Genomic DNA, 16743 nt, shown 5'->3' with positions numbered 1-16743 from the left:
CGAGTAACGCTCCGTAGAGCAACCGGCCTGAGGTCCATGGATCCCCGGAACCGCGAGGCATGGATTTAAGGGAAAAAAGTCGTCCGCCCACAGCACGAACGGAGGCATCCCGTGAACGTCGACGACGTCATAGCCGAACGGATCGCGGCAGCCCGCGCCCGCATCGCCGCCACGAAGGCCCGGCGCACCACCCAACAGGCCGCCCGCCAGGCCGGGCTGACCGCCCGCTACCGGACGAAGCTCGCGCTCCTCGACGCTGCGGCGGACGAAGCCCAGCCGGTTCTCGCGGACGAGCGCGAGAACCCCACCGAAGGGACCACGCCATGACCGCCCACGACATCCAGATGATGCTCCTCGGCGCCGACATCACGACGCTGGTGTACCTGGCCGTGTGGCTGACCCGCTCGGAGCTCGACGTCCGCCGGGCCGACCGTGCCCGCGCGCGGGTCCTCGCCGGTCTGCGGGGCCGCCTCGACGCGGCCACCGCGAAGGTCGACGAGGGCGCGCAGTGACCGCCTGCGGGCTGTGCGAGCGCGAGCAGCACGGGGACGGCTACCTGTGCCCCGGCTGCACGAAGGGCACAGTCGAGCGCCTGGACGCGCTGCCCCGCCTGTACGTGGCGCTGGCCGCGTTCCTGCAGCCGGCCCGCGGTGGCGGTGGCGGCCCGGTTGTCGCCGCTGTCGAGGCGCGCCTGCCGTGCGACGAGTCGGTGTTCAGCCTGCGCGGCCCCGGCGGCATGGTCGGCGTCCTGGAGGACTGGCGCTCGGCCCTGCACGTCGACCTGGACTGGTCGCAGCCACGGCCGCGCGGCACCTTCGAGCAGCGGGTCACCGCCGCGGCCGGGGCGCTGCGGTTGAACATGCTGTGGATCGCCGAGTCCTGGCCGGCCGCCGACACGTTCGCGCAGGAGATCCGGGGCTTGCACCGCTCGGCAACGTCGGTGGTCGCCCCGCAGTCCCGGACCGGGATCCGGCTCGGGTACTGCCCGGCCGTGTACGAGGACGGCGTGATCTGCGGGTCGGTGTTGCGCCTGCCGCCCGGGGAGTCCGTCGTGATCTGCCGCTGGTGCGGCGCTACGTACCCGCCCGGCGCGTGGCTGGCGCTCGCGTCCGCGCAGGACGCCCTGACGATGGAGGCTTCCTGATGGTGGCGGCGTATGCGACGTGCCGGGTCCAGAACGGGCGCGGGGTGCAGTGCACGGCCGAGGCTGTTGACCCGGACGCCGAGCTGAAGATCTGCACCCGGCACCTGGCCGAGGCCCAGCGGCTCATCCGCGACGCGATGCGCAAGGTCCGCGCGAACGAGCCACGGTGATAGGCGTGTTGGCCTTGACCAACGTATGCACCCCTGCTTACAGTTGTGGGGAAGGCGCCACCTCCGGTACTAGGAGGGATGTGACTACGTGGAAAGAGCGCCATGACGATGCCGTCGCCCGCCAAGAACAAGCGATGCGGGCCTACGTCGCGGCCACCGCAGACCGGGCCCGCGCGCTGCAGGAAGGCGAAGCGGAGCTCGGCAGCCAGGCCGCAGTAGGACGAGAGCTCGGGGTGACCCGGGCCATCGTCAACCGGGCCATCAAGGCGCTCGACAAGAAGGACCCCAGCTAGACCCACAACTGAATGCGGCCCAAGGCCGGTGCTACCAACACCGGCCAAGGGCCTAACCGAACTCCCTGACCAAACCAAGGAGACGGCTATGGCCGATCTTGCCATGCCCCACGGCCCGTCCAAAGTCACGGTGCCCACACTCGACCACGGGCCGATCACCCTGCCCGAACCCAGCTGGTGCACCGGCCACGCCGCGGCCCCGGCCGGCTACCGCGTCGATATCTGCCACACCGGCACGGAGACCGGCCTCACCGCCGAGAGCGACCGCGGGCCCGTCGCGATTTTGGGCAGCTGCCTCACGCAGTACCCGTTCAGCGCGCTGCCGCCCGGCGCCACCCCGTTCCTCGCCGTCGACCTCGGCGACCGGTGGGGCCAGTTCGACCCGGACGGCCTGCGCGCCTTCGCCGACGATCTGACCGGCTACGCGGACTGGCTCCGGATCCGCGCGCACCAACTCGCCGCGATCCTCAACAGCGGAGAGGCAGGCCAGGCATGAGCCTGCGCGACCGCATCCGTGATGCGGCAATCGGCGCAGCAACGGGTGGGCAGGGTGAGCCCGTCGCGGCCCGTCGCGCCACTCAGACCGCCGCCGGCGTCGCCCGCATCGCCACTGACGCTGGACACCCCGGGCTCGCTGCTGCCGCTGCTGTAGCCGCCGCCTTGGTCGTCGTCGCGGATGACCTCATCGGCCACCCGTGCGCAGACGCCGGCTACGCCACCTTCAAGGACAAGACATGACCGCTACCCAGGACCCCGATCAGACCCGGGTGTGGCTGACGCGCCTGTCCCTCGGCGCCGGTATCGCGTTCACCGCGTCCGCCGAGTACCAGCTCGCCCGCACGCTGGGCGCCAGCCCGGCCGTCGCCACGATGCTGCCCGTCGCCATCGACGCCTACGTCGTTGCGGCCCTGCGCTGGTTCCGGTCCGCCGACATCGCTTTGAGCCTCGCCCTCATGGGTGCCGCCCAGGTCGCCGCCCACCTCCTCGACGCTCACGTGATGGCCGTCAACGTCCCCATGGTCGTCATCGTGTCGCTGCTGGTTCCGGTGGCGATCTGGCGGACCCACGCACTCGCCCGCCGCAAGGAGCCGACTGAGGAATTCTCCCCGGTCGCGGAACCCACGGGGGTACTCGTCGAGCGGGTCGCCCCGGCCCCGGTGATCAAGGTTCCGGTGGCGGTTCCGCACCTCGCCCTCGACAAGGGCTACAAGGGCCCGCTGCCCACCCGGGCGGAACTGCCCCCGGTACCCGAGCCCGAGCTGACGGCCGCCGCGCTCCTCGCCCGGAACCACAAGGTCCGCCCCGACCAGATCCGGGCCGTCGCCGCGCTCCTCGCGGAACAGCCCGCCCTGTCCGGCCGGTCCGTCGGCGACTACCTCGGCACCACCGACCGCTACGGGCGCCGCGTGCTGGCCGCCGCGAAAGAACTCGGAGGGCGGCCGTGAACCTCCCCCAGCAGCAGCCCGTCCAGCTGGAGCAGATCGGCATCGACGGCGAGGGGCGGCCGCTCTTCCGCTACCGCGACGCCACCCCGGCCGCAGTCCTGACCACACCGATCGTCGCCCGCCCGTGGGCCGCGTACCTCGGCGCCGGCTGCCTCGGCGTGATCGCCCTGACCGTCGTCGCGTTCGTCCTCGTCGCGATCCTGATCGGCCTGTCCATCGCCCTGATCACCCTGGCCATCGCCGTCGTCGCCCTGACCATCTGCGTCCTGGTGCTGCGGTCGATGTGGCGCGAGTACCAGACCGGCAAGAGTCGATAACTCGGAGGAGCAGACAGTCATGCGGATCACCGACTACGACCACGTGAACCACCGCGAGATGACCCAGATCCTCGCCATCGTCTCCGTCGCCGCCCTGCGCAAGGGCGAGCTGACCACCCGGCAGAAGCAGCGCATCGACCGGATCCTCGCCGCCGCGACCAAGCGCGAGACCGGCAAGTAACGACCCCGGGGCGGCTGTCCTACCGCCAAGCAGCCGGCCGCCCCGGGCCCCCGCCACTCCGCAGAGAGCAGGAACGACATCATGACCGACGCCGTCCTTCGCCTGGTCAAGGACACCGGCACCACCGACGAGACGCCCACCGAACTCATCGAAGCCGTCGAGGTGCCCCGCCCCGTCGACCTCCCCGACACCACGACCGGCCGGACGTGGCTCGACGAACGCCTCGCCTACCTCGCCGACGCGCCGCCCGTCATCCCCACCTTCCTCCGCGACAGCACCGAGTTCGCCGTCGCGGCCCGCCACACCGCCTCATACTTCGGGCACGTGACCGCGTTCCACACCGTGCGGGTACCCGTGTACGTCATCCGGCTCATCGGCCGGTCCCCGCGCGGCGGCTGGCAGCTGGCAGTGCGCTGGTTCCACTGGGTCATGGACGCCGAAGCCCGGCCCGTCGTCGCCAAAGCAGCCGCTACCGCCGACCCCGAGGTGTGGATGTCGCTGGCCGCCTCCCACTCGCGCCGGACACGGCCGCGCCGCATCCTGTCCGCCGCCGTAGGCCTGTCCACCACGATCGCCATGACCGTCTCCGCGTTCCTCGTCCCCGGCTGGACCGCCCTGGTCGGTGTGACCACCCTCGCCGCCGTCGGCCTGGCGGGCCGCAAAGCCGACAAGCCGCTGATCACCCGCTACGTGTCCGTCCGCCACATGCGGGCCCTGGACTCCACCGAGGTGTTCGAGGCGCTGGCAGCGATCGGCATCGAGGGCAAGAAAGGCCGCCGCGGTGTCGAGTTCGCCGCCGAAGTCCAGCGCGACGGGCCGGGCTGGCGTGCCGAGGTCGACCTGCCGCCCGGCATCGAGGCCTCCGCCGTCCTGGAGAAGCGCGCAGCCCTCGCCGCGGCGATGCGCCGGCCGATCTCCACGGTGTGGCCCGAAGGCGACCGCACCGCCCACCCCGGCCGTCTCGTGCTGTGGGTTGCCCAGTCCGACCCCGCGAAGGCCGGCCGGAAGCTGTGGCCCCTGCTCAAGGGCGGCCAGGCCGACGTCTACCAGCCGCTGCCGTTCGGATTCGACCCGCGCGGCAACCTCGTCGAGATCACCCTCATGTACTCCAACCTGCTCGTCGGCGGCATCCCCGGCTCCGGCAAGACGTCGTGCGCGCTGGCGATTGTCCTGGGTGTCGCCCTCGACCCCACCGCCGAACTGTGGATCTACGAACTGAAGGGGTCCGGCGACCTCGACAGCACCAAGCCGATCTGCCACCGGTACGTCAGCGGCGACGAAGACGAAGACCTCGAGGCGGCCCTGGCCGGGATGCGCTCCGGCATTGCCGAGTACCAGCGGCGCGCGAAGTTCATCAAAGGCCTGCCCGCCGAGGAGGTCCCGGACGGCCGCAAGGTGACCCGGGCGCTCGCCGAGAAGTACCCCGACCAGCAGTTGGGGCCGCGCATCATCGTCATCGACGAGGTGCAAGAGCTGTTCACCCACGCCGACTACAAGGACGAGGCCGCAGCGCTGGCCACCCGCCTGATCAAGAAGGCGCGCGCCTACGGCATCATCCTCATCCTGCTCACCCAGAACCCCGACGCCCCGTCCCTGCCGTCGTCGGTGTCCTCCAGCGTCGGCACCCGCCTGTGCCTGGCGGTGATGGACTGGCGCGCCAACAACAACGTCCTCGGCACCAGCGCCTACGAACGCGGCCTGCGCGCCACCGACATCAGCATCGACGAGCAGGGAACCGGCATCCTCGCCCGCGGCCGTGAAGGCACCACCGTGCGTGCCGCGTTCATCAAGCAGACCGAGGCGGTCGAGGTTGCCAAGCGCGCCCTGGCGCTGCGCACTGCGGCCGGCACCCTGTCCGGGCAGTCCGTCGGCGAGACCGTCGAGGAGCAGGACGTCGAGACGATCGTCGACCACCTGCGCGCGATCTGGCCCGACGCCGTCGAGGCCGTCCACTCACACCGCCTCGTCGAAGCCCTCGCCGCGTTCCGCGCAGACCTGTACGGGCCATGGCTGGAGATGGAGGCGGCCGAGTCGTCCACCGCGCTCAGCGCCGCCCTGAAGTCGTTCAAGGTCTCCACCCGGCAGCTCACGATCCGGGACTGCTGCGGCGGCGCCAAGGGCCTGCGCTGGGCCGATCTACCACCCGCCGAGGACACCGAATAGGCCCCGCAGACCGGTTTCGGGGAGGCTCTGTGGTTTCACCCCCACCCGAAACCGGTTTCGACCCCGATATCGGCCAGATCACCGTGTGACCTGCGGTGATATCGGGTTTCGACCCCCGGCCGCCAAAGGCTCAAACAGCCCCCAGACGCGTGGATCACGGGTGCTGCACACTTGAACCATGCAGCCCACGGCCACCCTGGTTGACGCCTACGCCGCGTCCGCCGCCACCGGCATCAAGCCCGGCACCATCCGCCAATGGCTCGCCCGCGGGAAGCTCACCCACCGCGGCTATGACACCCGCGGCCGAGCCCTCATCGACCTCGACGAACTCACCAAGCTCAACCATGGTTGACCTCGCTGGTCAACAGGTGTAACAGTGGGGGCACGTTCGGCGTGCCCGCACCGCCGACCACTCACGACGAAGGCCCCGCAATCACCCGCGGGGCCTTCAGCGTGTCACGGGCACATCGCCAACGCGGCGTTCAAGACCTCCGAGATATCGACCTTCAAGCCGTTACCCAAGTTCGGGTCATCCCGCCAGATCGGATCGATCTCCGGGTACCCCTGGCCCTTCGCCAGCCCGTTCAGGGCGTACTCCTGCCCGTTCGCCGAGAACGTCACCGCCTTGCCGAGCGCACAGCGGATGCGCCCTGACGACACCGTGAACGGCCACGTCGTGAACTCCTGCTTGAACACCGTGCGGGGATCCGTGTCGTAGTGCCCAGCCACCCCAGCCAGCGTCGTAGTCGGAGCCCCCGGTCCCCTGGACTCATCCGGCGTATCCCTATCCGGTAACGCGATAGCCACCCCGATGAACGCGACCACCACCCCCACTACGGCCCACGCCACCCACTGTGGTGTCGGATGTGCAGCTTCTGCCACGGCCAGCCCCCTCTCATCAGCGCACCACCGTATGAGGCAAGAAGTGATCACCGTGGCAAAACGGACGCGATCACCTGCGTGGGGTTCCAGCGCGTCACAGACCTGTCACACCGGTACCCTCCCCGGCGCAGCGCTGCCACCCTGATCCCCACGCATCACCAACTTGGGGGCCCGCCATGGGATGGATCAACGACAGCAAAGCCGTAGAGGCCGCAAAGCGCGCTCGCGAGGCCGCACTCAAGGGCGACAGTGTCCTCGTCTACAAGTTCATAGAGGCCAACACCAACAGCAAGGCCACCGCGCCGATGACCGGCATGGCCGACCAGATCCAGGCCGTCGAGTCCGAGGGCTGGGCCCTGGCCAACATGGCAGCAGGCGAAGGCAAGGCGATGGGCGGCGAACGCATCGCGCTCATCTGCCTCTTCCGCCGGGCATAGAGGTCCCGATACGCGCGCCGGCTCTCCCGCATCGTGGTGCACCCCGGCGTAAACGGTGGGATGCGGTATCCGCGAGGACCGTGACGGCGCCCCGTCCTAGGCAACGGGGCGCCGATCAGCATGACCGCGACCTGCTCGCAGGGGGTGACGATGCCCGACAACAACTGGTGGCTTGGGGCATTGTTCGGGTTCTGCTTGGGCGTCGGGTTCGTAGCATCGCTCCTGTTCGTGGATCAGTGGCAGAGACGGCAACGATGACCGGCCGCAAGGAACTCACCTCCTACGCCTACCGCAAGGTGCGCGCCCAGCTCCTCGCCGAGTCCGACGTCTGCCACTGGTGCGGACACAGCGGCGCAGACGCAGCCGACCACCTCATACCCGTGGCCGCAGGCGGCGCCAAGCTCGACCCCGACAACCTCGCCCCCATCCACGGGGTGAACGGCTGCCCCACCTGCGGGCGCAAGTGCAACAACGAGAAGGGCGCCAACACCCACGCGGTCCGCCTCGTCACCTCGCAAGACTGGTACGGAGGATCACCGCATGCCTGAAACCCAGGGCACCCATACCGCCGTCCAGGCGCAGGCGGCCACCGCCGCCGGCACCGCCGGACCATGGGAGTTCGAGCACCAGCTCCACTACTTCACCCAGTTCGAGACACGCCCCGGGCAGCCAGGTAAGGACGGCAACCGATGGGCCGAGCACCAGCCCACCGGCAAGGTCAACGCCGTGTGCAACTGCGGCCTGGCCACCGGCTGGGCCGACCGCGACCAGACCCCCAGGTACCGGGACCTGCTGCCACTGCACCCCGGCCACCCGGAACCGGCATAGCCAGGCAGGTCAGCGGAAGAATCCGATCGCGAGCCCGAGAAGATTCTGACGGTCTCCGATTTTTTTCTGTGAGGTTCACGGCAGCCCCACGCCCAGCTTTTATTTTTCTCTCCCCGGGGCCATCAGGGTCGGGACGATCATGGAGGGGGCTGCCATGGGACCCGTCGAGGGTGCGGTGCGCTCGGACGTCGAGGCGCTGGGTGACCTGGTCGGCGTGGAGCCGTCCCTGTCGGAAATGGCCTACCAGCTGGCGCGGGACATCGACGCCGGCGGCGGTGAGGACGGCAAGCTGTTGCCCGCCCTGAATCGGGAGTTGAGGGCGACTCTGGCCCAGCTGCTGGAAGGGCGGGTCGCCGACGATGACGACGACGGACTCGGTGATCTGGCAAGCCCCGACTGAGTTCGCCGATCAGTGCAGGGAGCTGTACGGGCTGGAGTGCCCGCCGTACTGGGGCACCCCGCGGCGGCCGGAGTTCCCCACTCTGGGCGGTAAGGCAGCCAAGGTCATGACCGTGCTGGGCTACCCGCCGATGCCGTGGCAGCGGTACGTCCTGGACGTGGCCCTGGAGATCGACCCGGCTACGGGGCTGTTCGCGCACCGCGAGGTCGGGCTGTCCGTGCCGCGGCAGCAGGGCAAGACTCAGCAGATCCTCGGCCTGATGGTCCACCGGTGCATGGCCTTGGAACGGCAGAACGTCATCTACGCGGCGCAGACCCGCAACGATGCCCGGAAGCGCTGGGAGGACGAGTTCCTCGTCACGCTCGACGACTCCCCGCTGTCCAGCAGGTACCGGACGAGGAAGTCCAACGGCAACGAGGCGATCCTGTTCTCGGCCAAGCGTTCCCGGCTGGGCATCACCTCGAACACGGAGAAGGCCGGTCACGGTCCGCCGCTGGACCTGGGCGTGATCGACGAGGCGTTCGCTCATGAGGATGACCGGCTAGAGCAGGCGTTCAGTCCAGCGATGCTGACCAAGCCGATGGCGCAGTTGGTGTGGGCGTCTGCGGGCGGCACCGAGAAGTCGGTCTGGCTGAACAAGAAGCGCCGTGCGGGCCGGGAGATCATTGAGCGGTTGTGGGAGACGGGCGAGCGCACCTCGGTTGCGTACTTCGAGTGGTTCGCCCCGGACCACCTGCCGCGGGACCAGCCGTCGACGTGGCGGACGTGTCTGCCGGCCCTGGGGCACACGGTCACCGAGGCCGTCATCCGCTCCGAGCTGGAGAAGATGGCGGACGACCCGTCCGGTTTCGACCGGGCGTACCTGAACCGCACCCGCAAGGCGATGCCGCCGACGGACCCGAACGTGCCGAAGGAAGCATGGGCGGGGCTGGCCGGCGAGAAGTGGCGGGCGGGCGGCGATGTGGCGCTGGCGATCGACGTGGCCGACAGCCGGGACTACTCCTCGATTGCGGTGGCGTCGCTGCGCGAGGACGGACGCACGCACCTTGAGCTCATCGACCGGCGGGCGGGCACGGATTGGGTTGTGCCCGCCATCACCCGGCTGACGCGCCTGTGGCGGCCTCTGGCGGTGGCGGTGGCCGGTCGGTCCCCGGCGGCGTCACTCGTCGACGAGCTGGTGGCGGCCGGCCTGCGGGCACCCGGGCAGTCCGACCCTGCCGAGCGCGGCGACCTGGTGGTGCTGCGGCAGGGCGACCTGATCGAGGCGTGCGGGCAGATCGCCGACGCAATGAAACAGGGCCGGGTCGCGCACATCGACCAAGCGCCGCTGACCGCTGCGGTGAACGGCGCGCGCACCCGGCGATCGGGTGATGCGTGGACGCTGGACCGGCGATCGTCGCCGGTGGACATCTCGCCCCTCGTGGCGGTGACGCTGGCTCGCTGGGCGCTGATTGCCCGCGCGGGCGCGGCCGACGACTACGACGTGGCGGACTCATTCGGGTGAGGAGGACTGTATGAGGCTCTGGCCGAAGCGCCGGCGTGCTGAGCAGGCCACCGCCCGTGCGGCGCAGATCGTCACGGCCGAGGAACTGTTGAGCCTGGAACGACAGTCACGTATGGGCAGCGGCGGGGTGCACGTCAACGCCGACGTGGCTCTGCGGCACAGCGCGGTGTGGGCGTGCCTACGGCTACGGGCGGACTTGATGTCCTCGATGCCGGTAGACGTCTACCGGCGGGTGACTGGCGTGCAGGTGGAGGTGCCGAAGCCGCCGGTGCTGGTCACCCCTGGTGGGAATGCCGTGGGCATCCGGGAGTGGATGTACTCCACGCAGGTCGACCTGGACCGGGCGGGGAACTGTTTCGGTCTGATCACCGAACGGTCGGGCGTAGTGGGCCCGGACGGGCGGGGTCTGCCGGGGCGCATCGACCTGGTGGCGCTCGGCGACGTGGTGGTCCGTGCGAAGGGTGCGCAGGTCAGCAAGTTCGTTATCGCGGGCGAGGAGTACGACCCGTGGGACGTGTGGCACGAGAAGCAGTACACGGTTGCGGGCCTGCCGATGGGGCTGTCGCCGGTGGCGTATGCGGCGTGGACGATCGAGGAGTCGCTGAACGCGCAGAAGTTCGCCCGGGATTGGTTCGCCGGAGGCGCGGTGCCGATGGCGGAGTTGAAGAACACCGCCAAGACGATCGACCCTGAACAGGCCCGTGTCGCCCGCGAGCAGTTCCAGGCCGCGGTGTCTACCGGGGACCTGTTCGTGCACGGCGTGGACTGGGAGTACAAGCCGATCCAGGCGGTGGCCTCGCAGTCCGCGTTCATCGAGGCGCGGCAGTACGGCATCAGCGACATCGCGCGTTTCTTCGGCTGCCCCGGCGACATGATCGACGCCGCCGCGGCGGGCAGCAGCGTCACCTACGCCAACATCACGCAGAGGAACCTGCAGTTCCTGATCATGCACCTGGGGCCTGCGGTGGCCCGGCGAGAGGACGCGTTCAGCCGCTTCCTTGTCTCCAACCCGCGGTACGTGAAGCTCAACACCGACGCGCTGCTGCGGATGGACCCCACCGCACGCGCCGCGATGCTCAAGACGCAGATCGACTCGCGGACGCTGACGCCGGACGAGGCCCGCGAGTACGACAACCGGGCGCCGCTATCCGAGGCCGACTACGCGCAGTTCGACCGACTGTTCGGGAACCGCAACCCGGCCCCGGCCACCACACCCACACCACCTGCTGCATCGGGAGCATCGTCATGACCGCAATCACGCGGGCCGCCGCAGCGGCCGAACGAGCACACCACGTGCGACAGCGCGCCGACCGGCCCTCGCAGCGCCGCAGCGCCGAGCCGGCCGGGGCACGCGCCACGGTGCGCGCTGCCCTGTCCGGCATCCAGGTGAGGGAAGCCGGCGACGGGGGCGGCCTCCTGGAGTTCTCCGGGCACGCCTCGGTGTACGAGGCCGGCTACGAGATGTGGGACATGTTCGGCCCGTACAACGAGATCGTCTCCGCCGGGGCCGGCACCGACTCGCTTGCCCGCGCCGACCTGGACGTGCCGCTGGTGCTCGGGCACGACCAGCTGCGGCGCCTGGCCCGGACCACCACCGGCACGCTGACGCTCGCCGAGGACGGCACCGGTCTGTCGGTGCTCGCGCCCGCACTGGACCCCGCTGACCACGACGTTGCGTACATCGCACCGAAGCTGCGCTCGGGCCTGATCGACGAGATGTCGTTCGCCTTCCGGATCGAGTCCGGCCAGTGGTCCCCGGACTATTCGGAGTACCGCATCAACCGGTACGACATCCACCGCGGCGACGTCGCGATCGTCGGCTTCGGCGCCAACCCCTACACCGGCGCCGCAGTGCGAGCGCTGGCGGCCGCACCGTCGCGGGCGCGGGCGCTCCTCGAGATCGCCCTGAACCGCTGACCCCTTGAACTTCCCGCCGTGACTGGCGGGATCACTGCCCTGCGCTCTGCGCGCACGAGACCGCCCGGCGCTGTGCCTCGGGTGGCCGTCTGACCTGGACCGGGGCGTCTGGAATCCCATCGAGCAAGGAGATGACGAGCCATGACGCTCGCTGAACTGATTACCCAGGCGCGCGAGACCCTGAACACCTCGCTGGCCGCCCGCCAGCAGGAGCAGGACGCGCTGATGGCGCTGCGCTCCGACGAGAACCTGACCGAGGACGCCGTCGCGGCGCGCGTCGCAACCCGCGATGCGGCCGACGCCGAGGTGACCCGGCGGCAGACCGCCCTCGACCAGCTGGTGGCCGAGCAGGTCCGCGAGGAAGAGCTGACCGCACTTGCCGCGCGCACCACGCCGACCGGCAACCGGCCCCCGGCCTACGACCGCGCGGCGCGCGTCGGCGCCGAGGAGCGCACGTACCGGCCCGACCAGGACCGGCGCGGCTCCGCCTTCGAGACCGACGTCGCCGCGGCCTTCATCGGCGATTACGAGGCTCGCGACCGGCTCGCCCGCCACATGCAGGAAGAGCGCGTCGAGCGTGGCGACCAGCTGGTGCGTGCGGCCGGGACCGGCGCCTTCGCCGGCCTGGTGGTGCCGCAGTACCTCACCGACCTGTACGCGCCGGCCGCGGCCGCGCGCCGGCCGTTCGCAGACGCGTGCCGGCCGCACGACCTGCCGCCGCAGGGCATGACGGTCAACCTGTCGCGGATCACCACCGCGACCAGCACCGCCCTGCAGACGGAGAACGCCGCGGTATCCGAGACCGACATCGACGACACGCTGATGACCATCAACGTGCAGACCAACGCCGGTCAGCAGACCCTGTCCCGGCAGGCCATCGAGCGCGGCTCCGGTGTGGAGCCCGTCGTGCTCGACGACCTCTTCCGCCGCTACGCCTCGACGTTGGACGGCACGCTGCTCAACCAGGCCACCAACGGCCTGACGAACGTGGCCACCGCCGTCGCGTACACCGACGCCAGCCCGACCGTGGTGGAGATGTACCCGAAGGTGCTGGAAGGGCTGGCCGGCGTCGAGGCCGCGCTGCTGGACCAGGCATCCGGCGAGAACATCGCCGTGATGCACTCGCGCCGCTGGTACTGGATGCAGAACGCCATGTCGTCCACCTGGCCGCTCATCAGCCAGCCGGGCATCACCGCGCAGATGTCGGGCGTCAACCTCGGCACGACCTACGGCAGCGGCGTGCGCGGGACGCTGCCCAACGGCACCCCGGTCATCGTCGACAACAACATCGCGACGAACTACGGCGCGGGCACCAACGAGGACGAGCTCTACCTCGTCGACCGCAACGAGTGCCACCTGTGGGAAGACCCGAACGCCCCCATGTACATCCGGGCGGAACAGCCGAAGCTCGCCAGCCTCGGCGTCCTGATGGTCGTGTACGGCTACTTCGCGTACACCCACGCCCGCTACGCGCAGGCCCGCAAGATCGGCGGCACCGGTCTGGTGACGCCCACCTTCACCGGCGTCTGATCCCCCCGGCCGCGGCCCGCCGACACCGCGGGCCGCGGCTGCCACCTGCTCAGGAGGAAGACATGGCCGAGAAGCCCGAGACCACCGACTCGATGGTCGCCGCCCTGCTGCGCGAGCGCGCGGGCCTCGCCGAGCGCGGCCTGGACGACCGCGTGGCGCAGGTCGACGAGCAGCTCGCTCTGCGCGGGCACACCCCGCCCGGCGACAGCAAGGAGTCCGCGCCGGCCGGCCGGTCCGCGCCGCCGCGCGGCCGCCGCGCCCGCAGTACCGAGACGACCTGATGGCCAACGAGTACGGCAGCGTCGATGCGCTGAAGAAGCGGCTGAACATCGAGTTGAGCGACACGACCAGGGACGACCTGCTGCTCTCAGCACTGGGCGCCGCATCCCGGGGGGTCGAGCGGGCCACCGGGCGCCGCTTCTGGCTTGACCCCGCGCCGGTGGCGCGCGTCTACAACCCGCGCAGGCGCCTGGTGCGGGAGGTCGACGGCGAGCTGCTGCTGACCGACGACATCGGCGACACCACCGGCATGGTGGTGGAGACCGGCAGCGGCACCTCGTACACGCCCGTCACGGACTACGAGACGTGGCCCGAGAACGCCTTGGCAGACGGCAAGCCGGTGACCGGCCTGCTGCGCATCTTCGGCATCTGGGCCGTCCCGGGAATGCGGATCCGGATCACCACCCGGTTCGGATGGCCGGCGGACCCCGACCCGGTCACCGAGGCTTCGCTGATCCAGGCCGCCCGCCTGTACCGGCGCAAGGACTCCCCGGAAGGCGTCGCTGCCTCATCGGAGTGGGGCGTGGTCCGGGTTTCCCGCCGCGACCCCGACGTCTGGAACCTCATCGAGCCGTACATCCTGCCCGGCTTCGGATAGGGGGCACCGTGGATATCTTCGCCGTGCGCGGCGCTATTGCCAATGCGGCCAAGACGGTCGTGATGCCGGCTGGTACAGCCAAGCTGACCGCCACCGGCTACGCCACCGACGCCGTGACAACCCCGCACTTCTACGTCGGCGACTACACCATCGACTTCGACAAGACTTTCAAGCGCGGGCAGGACGACATCGAGTTCACCTGCGCCGTGCTGGTCAGCCGCTCCGATGACCTGTCGGGTCAAAAGATCCTGGACGGGCTGCTGTCCGGCAGCGGCCCGGGATCCCTCAAGACCGCCATCGAACGGGCACGCGGGGCGCCCGGCCAGTACGCGCTCGGCGGCCTGGCCGATGACCTGCACGTCACCCGGGTGCAGTCCTACCGCTTCTACGAAGTCGCCGGCACCCAGTACCTCGGCGCTGAGCTGACCGTCTACGTCATCGGAGAAGGGGGCACCTCATGAGCAAGATGGTCCTGCTCGACGTGCGGCTGTTCGCCGGCGGCGCGGACCTGTCCGGGAACTCGGCGAAGGCCGAGGTCATGGCGGAGGTCGAGGAGAAGGACGCCACGAACTACCGGTCGGCCGGCTGGAAGGAAGTCCTCGGCGGCCTGGCCTCCTCGACGATCAACGCTGAGGGGCAGTGGGAGGCCGGCGACCTCAGCAAGGTCGACGATGCGTCGTGGGCGCAGCTCGGCGGCGTGGGGCCCTGGACGATCGGCCCGACCGATGCCGTCGTGGGCTCTCTGGCGTACCTCGTGAACGCGATGCGCGCCTCGTACAAGCTGGGCGACAAGGTCGGCGAGGTCGCCCCGTGGTCGGGCAAGGCGGCCGGGTCGTGGCCGGTGGCGCGCGGGCAGATCGCGCACCCGCCCGGCACCGCCCGCACGACATCCGGGACGGGAACGTCCCTGCAACTGGGCGCCGTCCCGGCCGGGAAGCGCCTCTACGCCACGGTGCACGTCCTGTCGGTCGCCGGCACGGCCACACCGACCATCACCGCGCGCGTCGAGTCGGACAATGCGACCGGATTCCCGAGCCCCGTGACGCAGCTGACGTTCACCGGGGCGACTGTGCGCGGCGGTCAGATCCTGCGCACCGACGGCACGGCGATCGCCGACGACTGGTGGCGCATCGCTTGGACGATCACCGGCACCACCCCCAGTTTCCTGTTCGCCGCCGCACTCGGCATCCAATAAGAGGGAGGGCAGCCATGCCCAAGATGGTTCTGCTGGCCGAGTTCATCAGCATCGGCGGCAACGATCTGTCGACCTACGCCACCAAGGCCGAGGTCGCCGTCGAGGTCGAGGAGAAAGACGTCACGACCTACGGGTCGCTGGGCTGGAAGGAAGTCCTCGGTGGGCTCAAGTCCGGCAACATCGGGCTGGAGTTCAAGCAGGATTTCGCCGCGACGAAGCTCGACAGCATCATGTGGCCGCTCCTCGGGACGGTCGTCGCGTTCGAGGCCCGCGCCGATCAGGCCGTCGTCGGCGCGTCGAACCCGAAGTACACCGGGTCCGTGCTGATCAAGTCGTGGAACCCGATTCAGGGCAAGGTCGGCGACGAGGCGTCCACCTCGGTCACGTACCCGACATCGGGGGCCGTGACCCGGGCCATCGCCTGATGGCGGACAACCCGATCGACCTGTCCGTCAGCGCCGAGGGAATCCAGGCGCTGGGAAGCGCGCTACGGGCCGAGGAGGACGGCAAGCAGCTCCGCAAGGAGCTCGCGAAGAACATGCGCGACGCCCTCGCCCCGGCAGCCGAGCTCGCCAAAAGCGGCGTCATGTCGATGCCATCGTCCGGCCCTGGCACGTCGCCCGGGCTGCGCTCCGCCATTGCGAAGAAGATCCGCCCTGAGGTCAAGCTCGGCGGCCGGTGGACCGGCGCCCGCGTCAAGGCCAAGAAGACCCCCGGCGTCCGTGGCTTCGCGAACGCGCCCAAGCGCACCCAGCGCGCCTCCGGGTGGCGTACCCAGTCCTGGGGCAACGGTCAGTGGCGCACCCAGGTCGGCAAGCTCTCGTGGTTCGACCGGGCCATGGACGGCCGGCAGCAGCAGTACAAGGAAGCCGTGCATGCGGCCATGGAAGCGATGGCGCGGCGGATCGCCGACCGGGCCGGGGAGTAGGACCGAATGTTCCTGGTGTACCAGCCGGAGGGCTCCGAGGAGCCGCAGCGGTGGTCGTACAACCCGCGCAAGCTCATGGATGTCGAGCGTGAGGTGATCGAGCGCCGCACGGAGATGACGTTCGCGGAGTTCACGCAGGCCGTCGTCAAGGGATCCAGCCTGGCCCGGCGTGCGCTGCTGTTCGTGATGCTCAAGCGGGAGCACCCGACCACGAAGTACGACGACGTGCACTTCCTGTGGGACGAGCTGAAGCTGGAGTACTCCAAGCAGGAGTACGACGTGCTTCTCGTGAATGCCTCCGACGAACTGACCGGGGAGACCCGCGAGGGGGTCCTCGAGAAGCTGCGCGAAGAGCAGGCGACGGCCTTCGAGGACACGGAACTTGAGGGAAAAGTCCAGCCGCCCGTCGTCGGCTAAGGCACCTCGGTAACGCCGCCCACTTGCTGGGCGTGCGTCCGTGGGAATGGCCCCTGCTGACCGTCGACGAGGCCGAGCACCTTCTGGACTGGCTCGACCAGTACGAGAAGGACAT

At 69.9% G+C, this 16743-nt stretch carries 28 protein-coding genes; 27 read left to right on the top strand and 1 reads right to left on the bottom strand.

The window, feature by feature from the left end:
• The first annotated feature begins 111 nt into the window (after window positions 1-111).
• From O3W51_RS26955 to O3W51_RS26900, 12 genes are all read left to right on the top strand, one after another.
• Window positions 112-327 (top strand): hypothetical protein, encoded by a 216-nt coding sequence (locus O3W51_RS26955; RefSeq protein WP_269287586.1) that lies wholly within the window; start codon window positions 112-114, stop codon window positions 325-327.
• Window positions 324-512, top strand: a complete 189-nt coding sequence (locus O3W51_RS26950) for a hypothetical protein (protein ID WP_269287585.1) — start codon at window positions 324-326, stop codon at window positions 510-512. Before O3W51_RS26955 ends, O3W51_RS26950 begins: the two co-directional genes overlap by 4 nt.
• A complete protein-coding gene (locus O3W51_RS26945; RefSeq protein ID WP_269287584.1) occupies window positions 509-1144 on the top strand; it encodes a hypothetical protein in 636 nt (211 codons plus the stop codon). Before O3W51_RS26950 ends, O3W51_RS26945 begins: the two co-directional genes overlap by 4 nt.
• Window positions 1144-1314: a hypothetical protein gene (locus O3W51_RS26940; RefSeq protein ID WP_269287583.1), complete on the top strand. Its 171-nt coding sequence runs from the start codon at window positions 1144-1146 to the stop codon at window positions 1312-1314. The genes O3W51_RS26945 and O3W51_RS26940 overlap by 1 nt, the downstream gene beginning before the upstream one ends.
• An 80-nt stretch (window positions 1315-1394) precedes the next feature.
• Window positions 1395-1607 carry a hypothetical protein gene (locus O3W51_RS26935; RefSeq protein ID WP_269287582.1) on the top strand — a complete coding sequence of 71 codons (213 nt, stop codon included), beginning with the start codon at window positions 1395-1397 and terminating at the stop codon, window positions 1605-1607.
• A gap of 88 nt (window positions 1608-1695) precedes the next feature.
• Entirely contained in the window at window positions 1696-2103 is a 408-nt protein-coding gene (locus O3W51_RS26930; protein ID WP_269287581.1) for a DUF6907 domain-containing protein, read from the top strand.
• Window positions 2100-2345, top strand: a complete 246-nt coding sequence (locus tag O3W51_RS26925; protein WP_269287580.1) for a hypothetical protein — start codon at window positions 2100-2102, stop codon at window positions 2343-2345. The genes O3W51_RS26930 and O3W51_RS26925 overlap by 4 nt, the downstream gene beginning before the upstream one ends.
• Window positions 2342-3052 (top strand): hypothetical protein, encoded by a 711-nt coding sequence (locus O3W51_RS26920; RefSeq protein WP_269287579.1) that lies wholly within the window; start codon window positions 2342-2344, stop codon window positions 3050-3052. The genes O3W51_RS26925 and O3W51_RS26920 overlap by 4 nt, the downstream gene beginning before the upstream one ends.
• A complete protein-coding gene (locus tag O3W51_RS26915) occupies window positions 3049-3369 on the top strand; it encodes a hypothetical protein (RefSeq protein WP_269287578.1) in 321 nt (106 codons plus the stop codon). The genes O3W51_RS26920 and O3W51_RS26915 overlap by 4 nt, the downstream gene beginning before the upstream one ends.
• Window positions 3370-3388: 19 nt before the next feature.
• Window positions 3389-3550, top strand: a complete 162-nt coding sequence (locus O3W51_RS26910) for a hypothetical protein (protein WP_269287577.1) — start codon at window positions 3389-3391, stop codon at window positions 3548-3550.
• A gap of 81 nt (window positions 3551-3631) precedes the next feature.
• The gene (locus O3W51_RS26905; RefSeq protein WP_269287576.1) at window positions 3632-5713 is read left to right on the top strand and encodes an FtsK/SpoIIIE domain-containing protein; all 2082 of its coding nucleotides are present in this window, start codon (window positions 3632-3634) and stop codon (window positions 5711-5713) included.
• Window positions 5714-5891: 178 nt separating this feature from the next.
• The gene (locus O3W51_RS26900; RefSeq protein ID WP_269287575.1) at window positions 5892-6065 is read left to right on the top strand and encodes a hypothetical protein; all 174 of its coding nucleotides are present in this window, start codon (window positions 5892-5894) and stop codon (window positions 6063-6065) included.
• 104 nt (window positions 6066-6169) lie between these two features.
• On the opposite strand, the gene O3W51_RS26895 is transcribed toward O3W51_RS26900, so the two are convergent.
• Window positions 6170-6442 carry a DUF2511 domain-containing protein gene (locus tag O3W51_RS26895; protein WP_269287574.1) on the bottom strand — a complete coding sequence of 91 codons (273 nt, stop codon included), beginning with the start codon at window positions 6440-6442 and terminating at the stop codon, window positions 6170-6172.
• A 329-nt stretch (window positions 6443-6771) separates the two neighbouring features.
• On the opposite strand from O3W51_RS26895, the gene O3W51_RS26890 reads away from it, so the two are divergent.
• The 15 genes from O3W51_RS26890 to O3W51_RS26820 all read left to right on the top strand — a co-directional run bounded on the left by O3W51_RS26890 (window position 6772) and on the right by O3W51_RS26820 (window position 16628).
• Entirely contained in the window at window positions 6772-7032 is a 261-nt protein-coding gene (locus O3W51_RS26890) for a hypothetical protein (RefSeq protein ID WP_269287572.1), read from the top strand.
• Window positions 7033-7268: 236 nt separating this feature from the next.
• Window positions 7269-7580 (top strand): HNH endonuclease, encoded by a 312-nt coding sequence (locus tag O3W51_RS26885; RefSeq protein WP_269287571.1) that lies wholly within the window; start codon window positions 7269-7271, stop codon window positions 7578-7580.
• Window positions 7573-7860 carry a hypothetical protein gene (locus tag O3W51_RS26880; RefSeq protein WP_269287570.1) on the top strand — a complete coding sequence of 96 codons (288 nt, stop codon included), beginning with the start codon at window positions 7573-7575 and terminating at the stop codon, window positions 7858-7860. The genes O3W51_RS26885 and O3W51_RS26880 overlap by 8 nt, the downstream gene beginning before the upstream one ends.
• 154 nt (window positions 7861-8014) lie before the next feature.
• The gene (locus O3W51_RS26875) at window positions 8015-8260 is read left to right on the top strand and encodes a hypothetical protein (protein ID WP_269287569.1); all 246 of its coding nucleotides are present in this window, start codon (window positions 8015-8017) and stop codon (window positions 8258-8260) included.
• Window positions 8220-9764, top strand: a complete 1545-nt coding sequence (locus tag O3W51_RS26870; RefSeq protein WP_269287568.1) for a terminase — start codon at window positions 8220-8222, stop codon at window positions 9762-9764. The genes O3W51_RS26875 and O3W51_RS26870 overlap by 41 nt, the downstream gene beginning before the upstream one ends.
• Window positions 9765-9774: 10 nt before the next feature.
• Entirely contained in the window at window positions 9775-11013 is a 1239-nt protein-coding gene (locus tag O3W51_RS26865) for a phage portal protein (protein WP_269287567.1), read from the top strand.
• Entirely contained in the window at window positions 11010-11681 is a 672-nt protein-coding gene (locus O3W51_RS26860; protein WP_269287566.1) for an HK97 family phage prohead protease, read from the top strand. Before O3W51_RS26865 ends, O3W51_RS26860 begins: the two co-directional genes overlap by 4 nt.
• 141 nt (window positions 11682-11822) lie before the next feature.
• Window positions 11823-13211, top strand: a complete 1389-nt coding sequence (locus tag O3W51_RS26855; RefSeq protein WP_269287564.1) for a hypothetical protein — start codon at window positions 11823-11825, stop codon at window positions 13209-13211.
• Window positions 13212-13273: 62 nt separating this feature from the next.
• Entirely contained in the window at window positions 13274-13492 is a 219-nt protein-coding gene (locus O3W51_RS26850; protein WP_269287562.1) for a hypothetical protein, read from the top strand.
• A complete protein-coding gene (locus tag O3W51_RS26845) occupies window positions 13492-14088 on the top strand; it encodes a phage gp6-like head-tail connector protein (RefSeq protein WP_269287561.1) in 597 nt (198 codons plus the stop codon). Before O3W51_RS26850 ends, O3W51_RS26845 begins: the two co-directional genes overlap by 1 nt.
• A gap of 8 nt (window positions 14089-14096) precedes the next feature.
• On the top strand, window positions 14097-14549 hold the full coding sequence (locus tag O3W51_RS26840; RefSeq protein WP_269287559.1) for a hypothetical protein: 453 nt from the start codon (window positions 14097-14099) through the stop codon (window positions 14547-14549).
• Complete coding sequence (locus O3W51_RS26835; protein WP_269287556.1) at window positions 14546-15283, top strand: hypothetical protein; 738 nt, start codon at window positions 14546-14548, stop codon at window positions 15281-15283. Before O3W51_RS26840 ends, O3W51_RS26835 begins: the two co-directional genes overlap by 4 nt.
• A gap of 14 nt (window positions 15284-15297) precedes the next feature.
• A complete protein-coding gene (locus O3W51_RS26830) occupies window positions 15298-15708 on the top strand; it encodes a phage tail tube protein (protein ID WP_269287555.1) in 411 nt (136 codons plus the stop codon).
• Entirely contained in the window at window positions 15708-16211 is a 504-nt protein-coding gene (locus tag O3W51_RS26825; protein WP_269287554.1) for a hypothetical protein, read from the top strand. The genes O3W51_RS26830 and O3W51_RS26825 overlap by 1 nt, the downstream gene beginning before the upstream one ends.
• Before the next feature lie 6 nt (window positions 16212-16217).
• On the top strand, window positions 16218-16628 hold the full coding sequence (locus O3W51_RS26820; protein ID WP_269287553.1) for a hypothetical protein: 411 nt from the start codon (window positions 16218-16220) through the stop codon (window positions 16626-16628).
• Window positions 16629-16743: the final 115 nt, after the last annotated feature.

This window comes from Streptomyces sp. H39-C1, assembly GCF_027158125.1.
GTDB classification, from domain to species: Bacteria; Actinomycetota; Actinomycetes; order Streptomycetales; family Streptomycetaceae; genus Actinacidiphila; species Actinacidiphila fildesensis.
Note: the sequence above shows the minus strand (reverse complement) of the source record. Positions and strands in the feature narration are given on the sequence as shown.

Bases quoted from the DNA above. Each gene is read 5' to 3' on its own strand.
- O3W51_RS26820 (WP_269287553.1), top strand. From the start codon at position 16,218: ATGTTCCTGGTGTACCAGCCGGAGGGCTCCGAGGAGCCGCAGCGGTGG.
- O3W51_RS26825 (WP_269287554.1), top strand. From the start codon at position 15,708: ATGGCGGACAACCCGATCGACCTGTCCGTCAGCGCCGAGGGAATCCAG.
- O3W51_RS26925 (WP_269287580.1), top strand. From the start codon at position 2,100: ATGAGCCTGCGCGACCGCATCCGTGATGCGGCAATCGGCGCAGCAACG.
- O3W51_RS26950 (WP_269287585.1), top strand. From the start codon at position 324: ATGACCGCCCACGACATCCAGATGATGCTCCTCGGCGCCGACATCACG.
- O3W51_RS26890 (WP_269287572.1), top strand. From the start codon at position 6,772: ATGGGATGGATCAACGACAGCAAAGCCGTAGAGGCCGCAAAGCGCGCT.
- O3W51_RS26910 (WP_269287577.1), top strand. From the start codon at position 3,389: ATGCGGATCACCGACTACGACCACGTGAACCACCGCGAGATGACCCAG.
- O3W51_RS26860 (WP_269287566.1), top strand. From the start codon at position 11,010: ATGACCGCAATCACGCGGGCCGCCGCAGCGGCCGAACGAGCACACCAC.
- O3W51_RS26850 (WP_269287562.1), top strand. From the start codon at position 13,274: ATGGCCGAGAAGCCCGAGACCACCGACTCGATGGTCGCCGCCCTGCTG.
- O3W51_RS26875 (WP_269287569.1), top strand. From the start codon at position 8,015: ATGGGACCCGTCGAGGGTGCGGTGCGCTCGGACGTCGAGGCGCTGGGT.
- O3W51_RS26940 (WP_269287583.1), top strand. From the start codon at position 1,144: ATGGTGGCGGCGTATGCGACGTGCCGGGTCCAGAACGGGCGCGGGGTG.
- O3W51_RS26930 (WP_269287581.1), top strand. From the start codon at position 1,696: ATGGCCGATCTTGCCATGCCCCACGGCCCGTCCAAAGTCACGGTGCCC.
- O3W51_RS26865 (WP_269287567.1), top strand. From the start codon at position 9,775: ATGAGGCTCTGGCCGAAGCGCCGGCGTGCTGAGCAGGCCACCGCCCGT.
- O3W51_RS26920 (WP_269287579.1), top strand. From the start codon at position 2,342: ATGACCGCTACCCAGGACCCCGATCAGACCCGGGTGTGGCTGACGCGC.
- O3W51_RS26905 (WP_269287576.1), top strand. From the start codon at position 3,632: ATGACCGACGCCGTCCTTCGCCTGGTCAAGGACACCGGCACCACCGAC.
- O3W51_RS26900 (WP_269287575.1), top strand. From the start codon at position 5,892: ATGCAGCCCACGGCCACCCTGGTTGACGCCTACGCCGCGTCCGCCGCC.
- O3W51_RS26880 (WP_269287570.1), top strand. From the start codon at position 7,573: ATGCCTGAAACCCAGGGCACCCATACCGCCGTCCAGGCGCAGGCGGCC.
- O3W51_RS26845 (WP_269287561.1), top strand. From the start codon at position 13,492: ATGGCCAACGAGTACGGCAGCGTCGATGCGCTGAAGAAGCGGCTGAAC.
- O3W51_RS26870 (WP_269287568.1), top strand. From the start codon at position 8,220: ATGACGACGACGGACTCGGTGATCTGGCAAGCCCCGACTGAGTTCGCC.
- O3W51_RS26835 (WP_269287556.1), top strand. From the start codon at position 14,546: ATGAGCAAGATGGTCCTGCTCGACGTGCGGCTGTTCGCCGGCGGCGCG.
- O3W51_RS26855 (WP_269287564.1), top strand. From the start codon at position 11,823: ATGACGCTCGCTGAACTGATTACCCAGGCGCGCGAGACCCTGAACACC.
- O3W51_RS26830 (WP_269287555.1), top strand. From the start codon at position 15,298: ATGCCCAAGATGGTTCTGCTGGCCGAGTTCATCAGCATCGGCGGCAAC.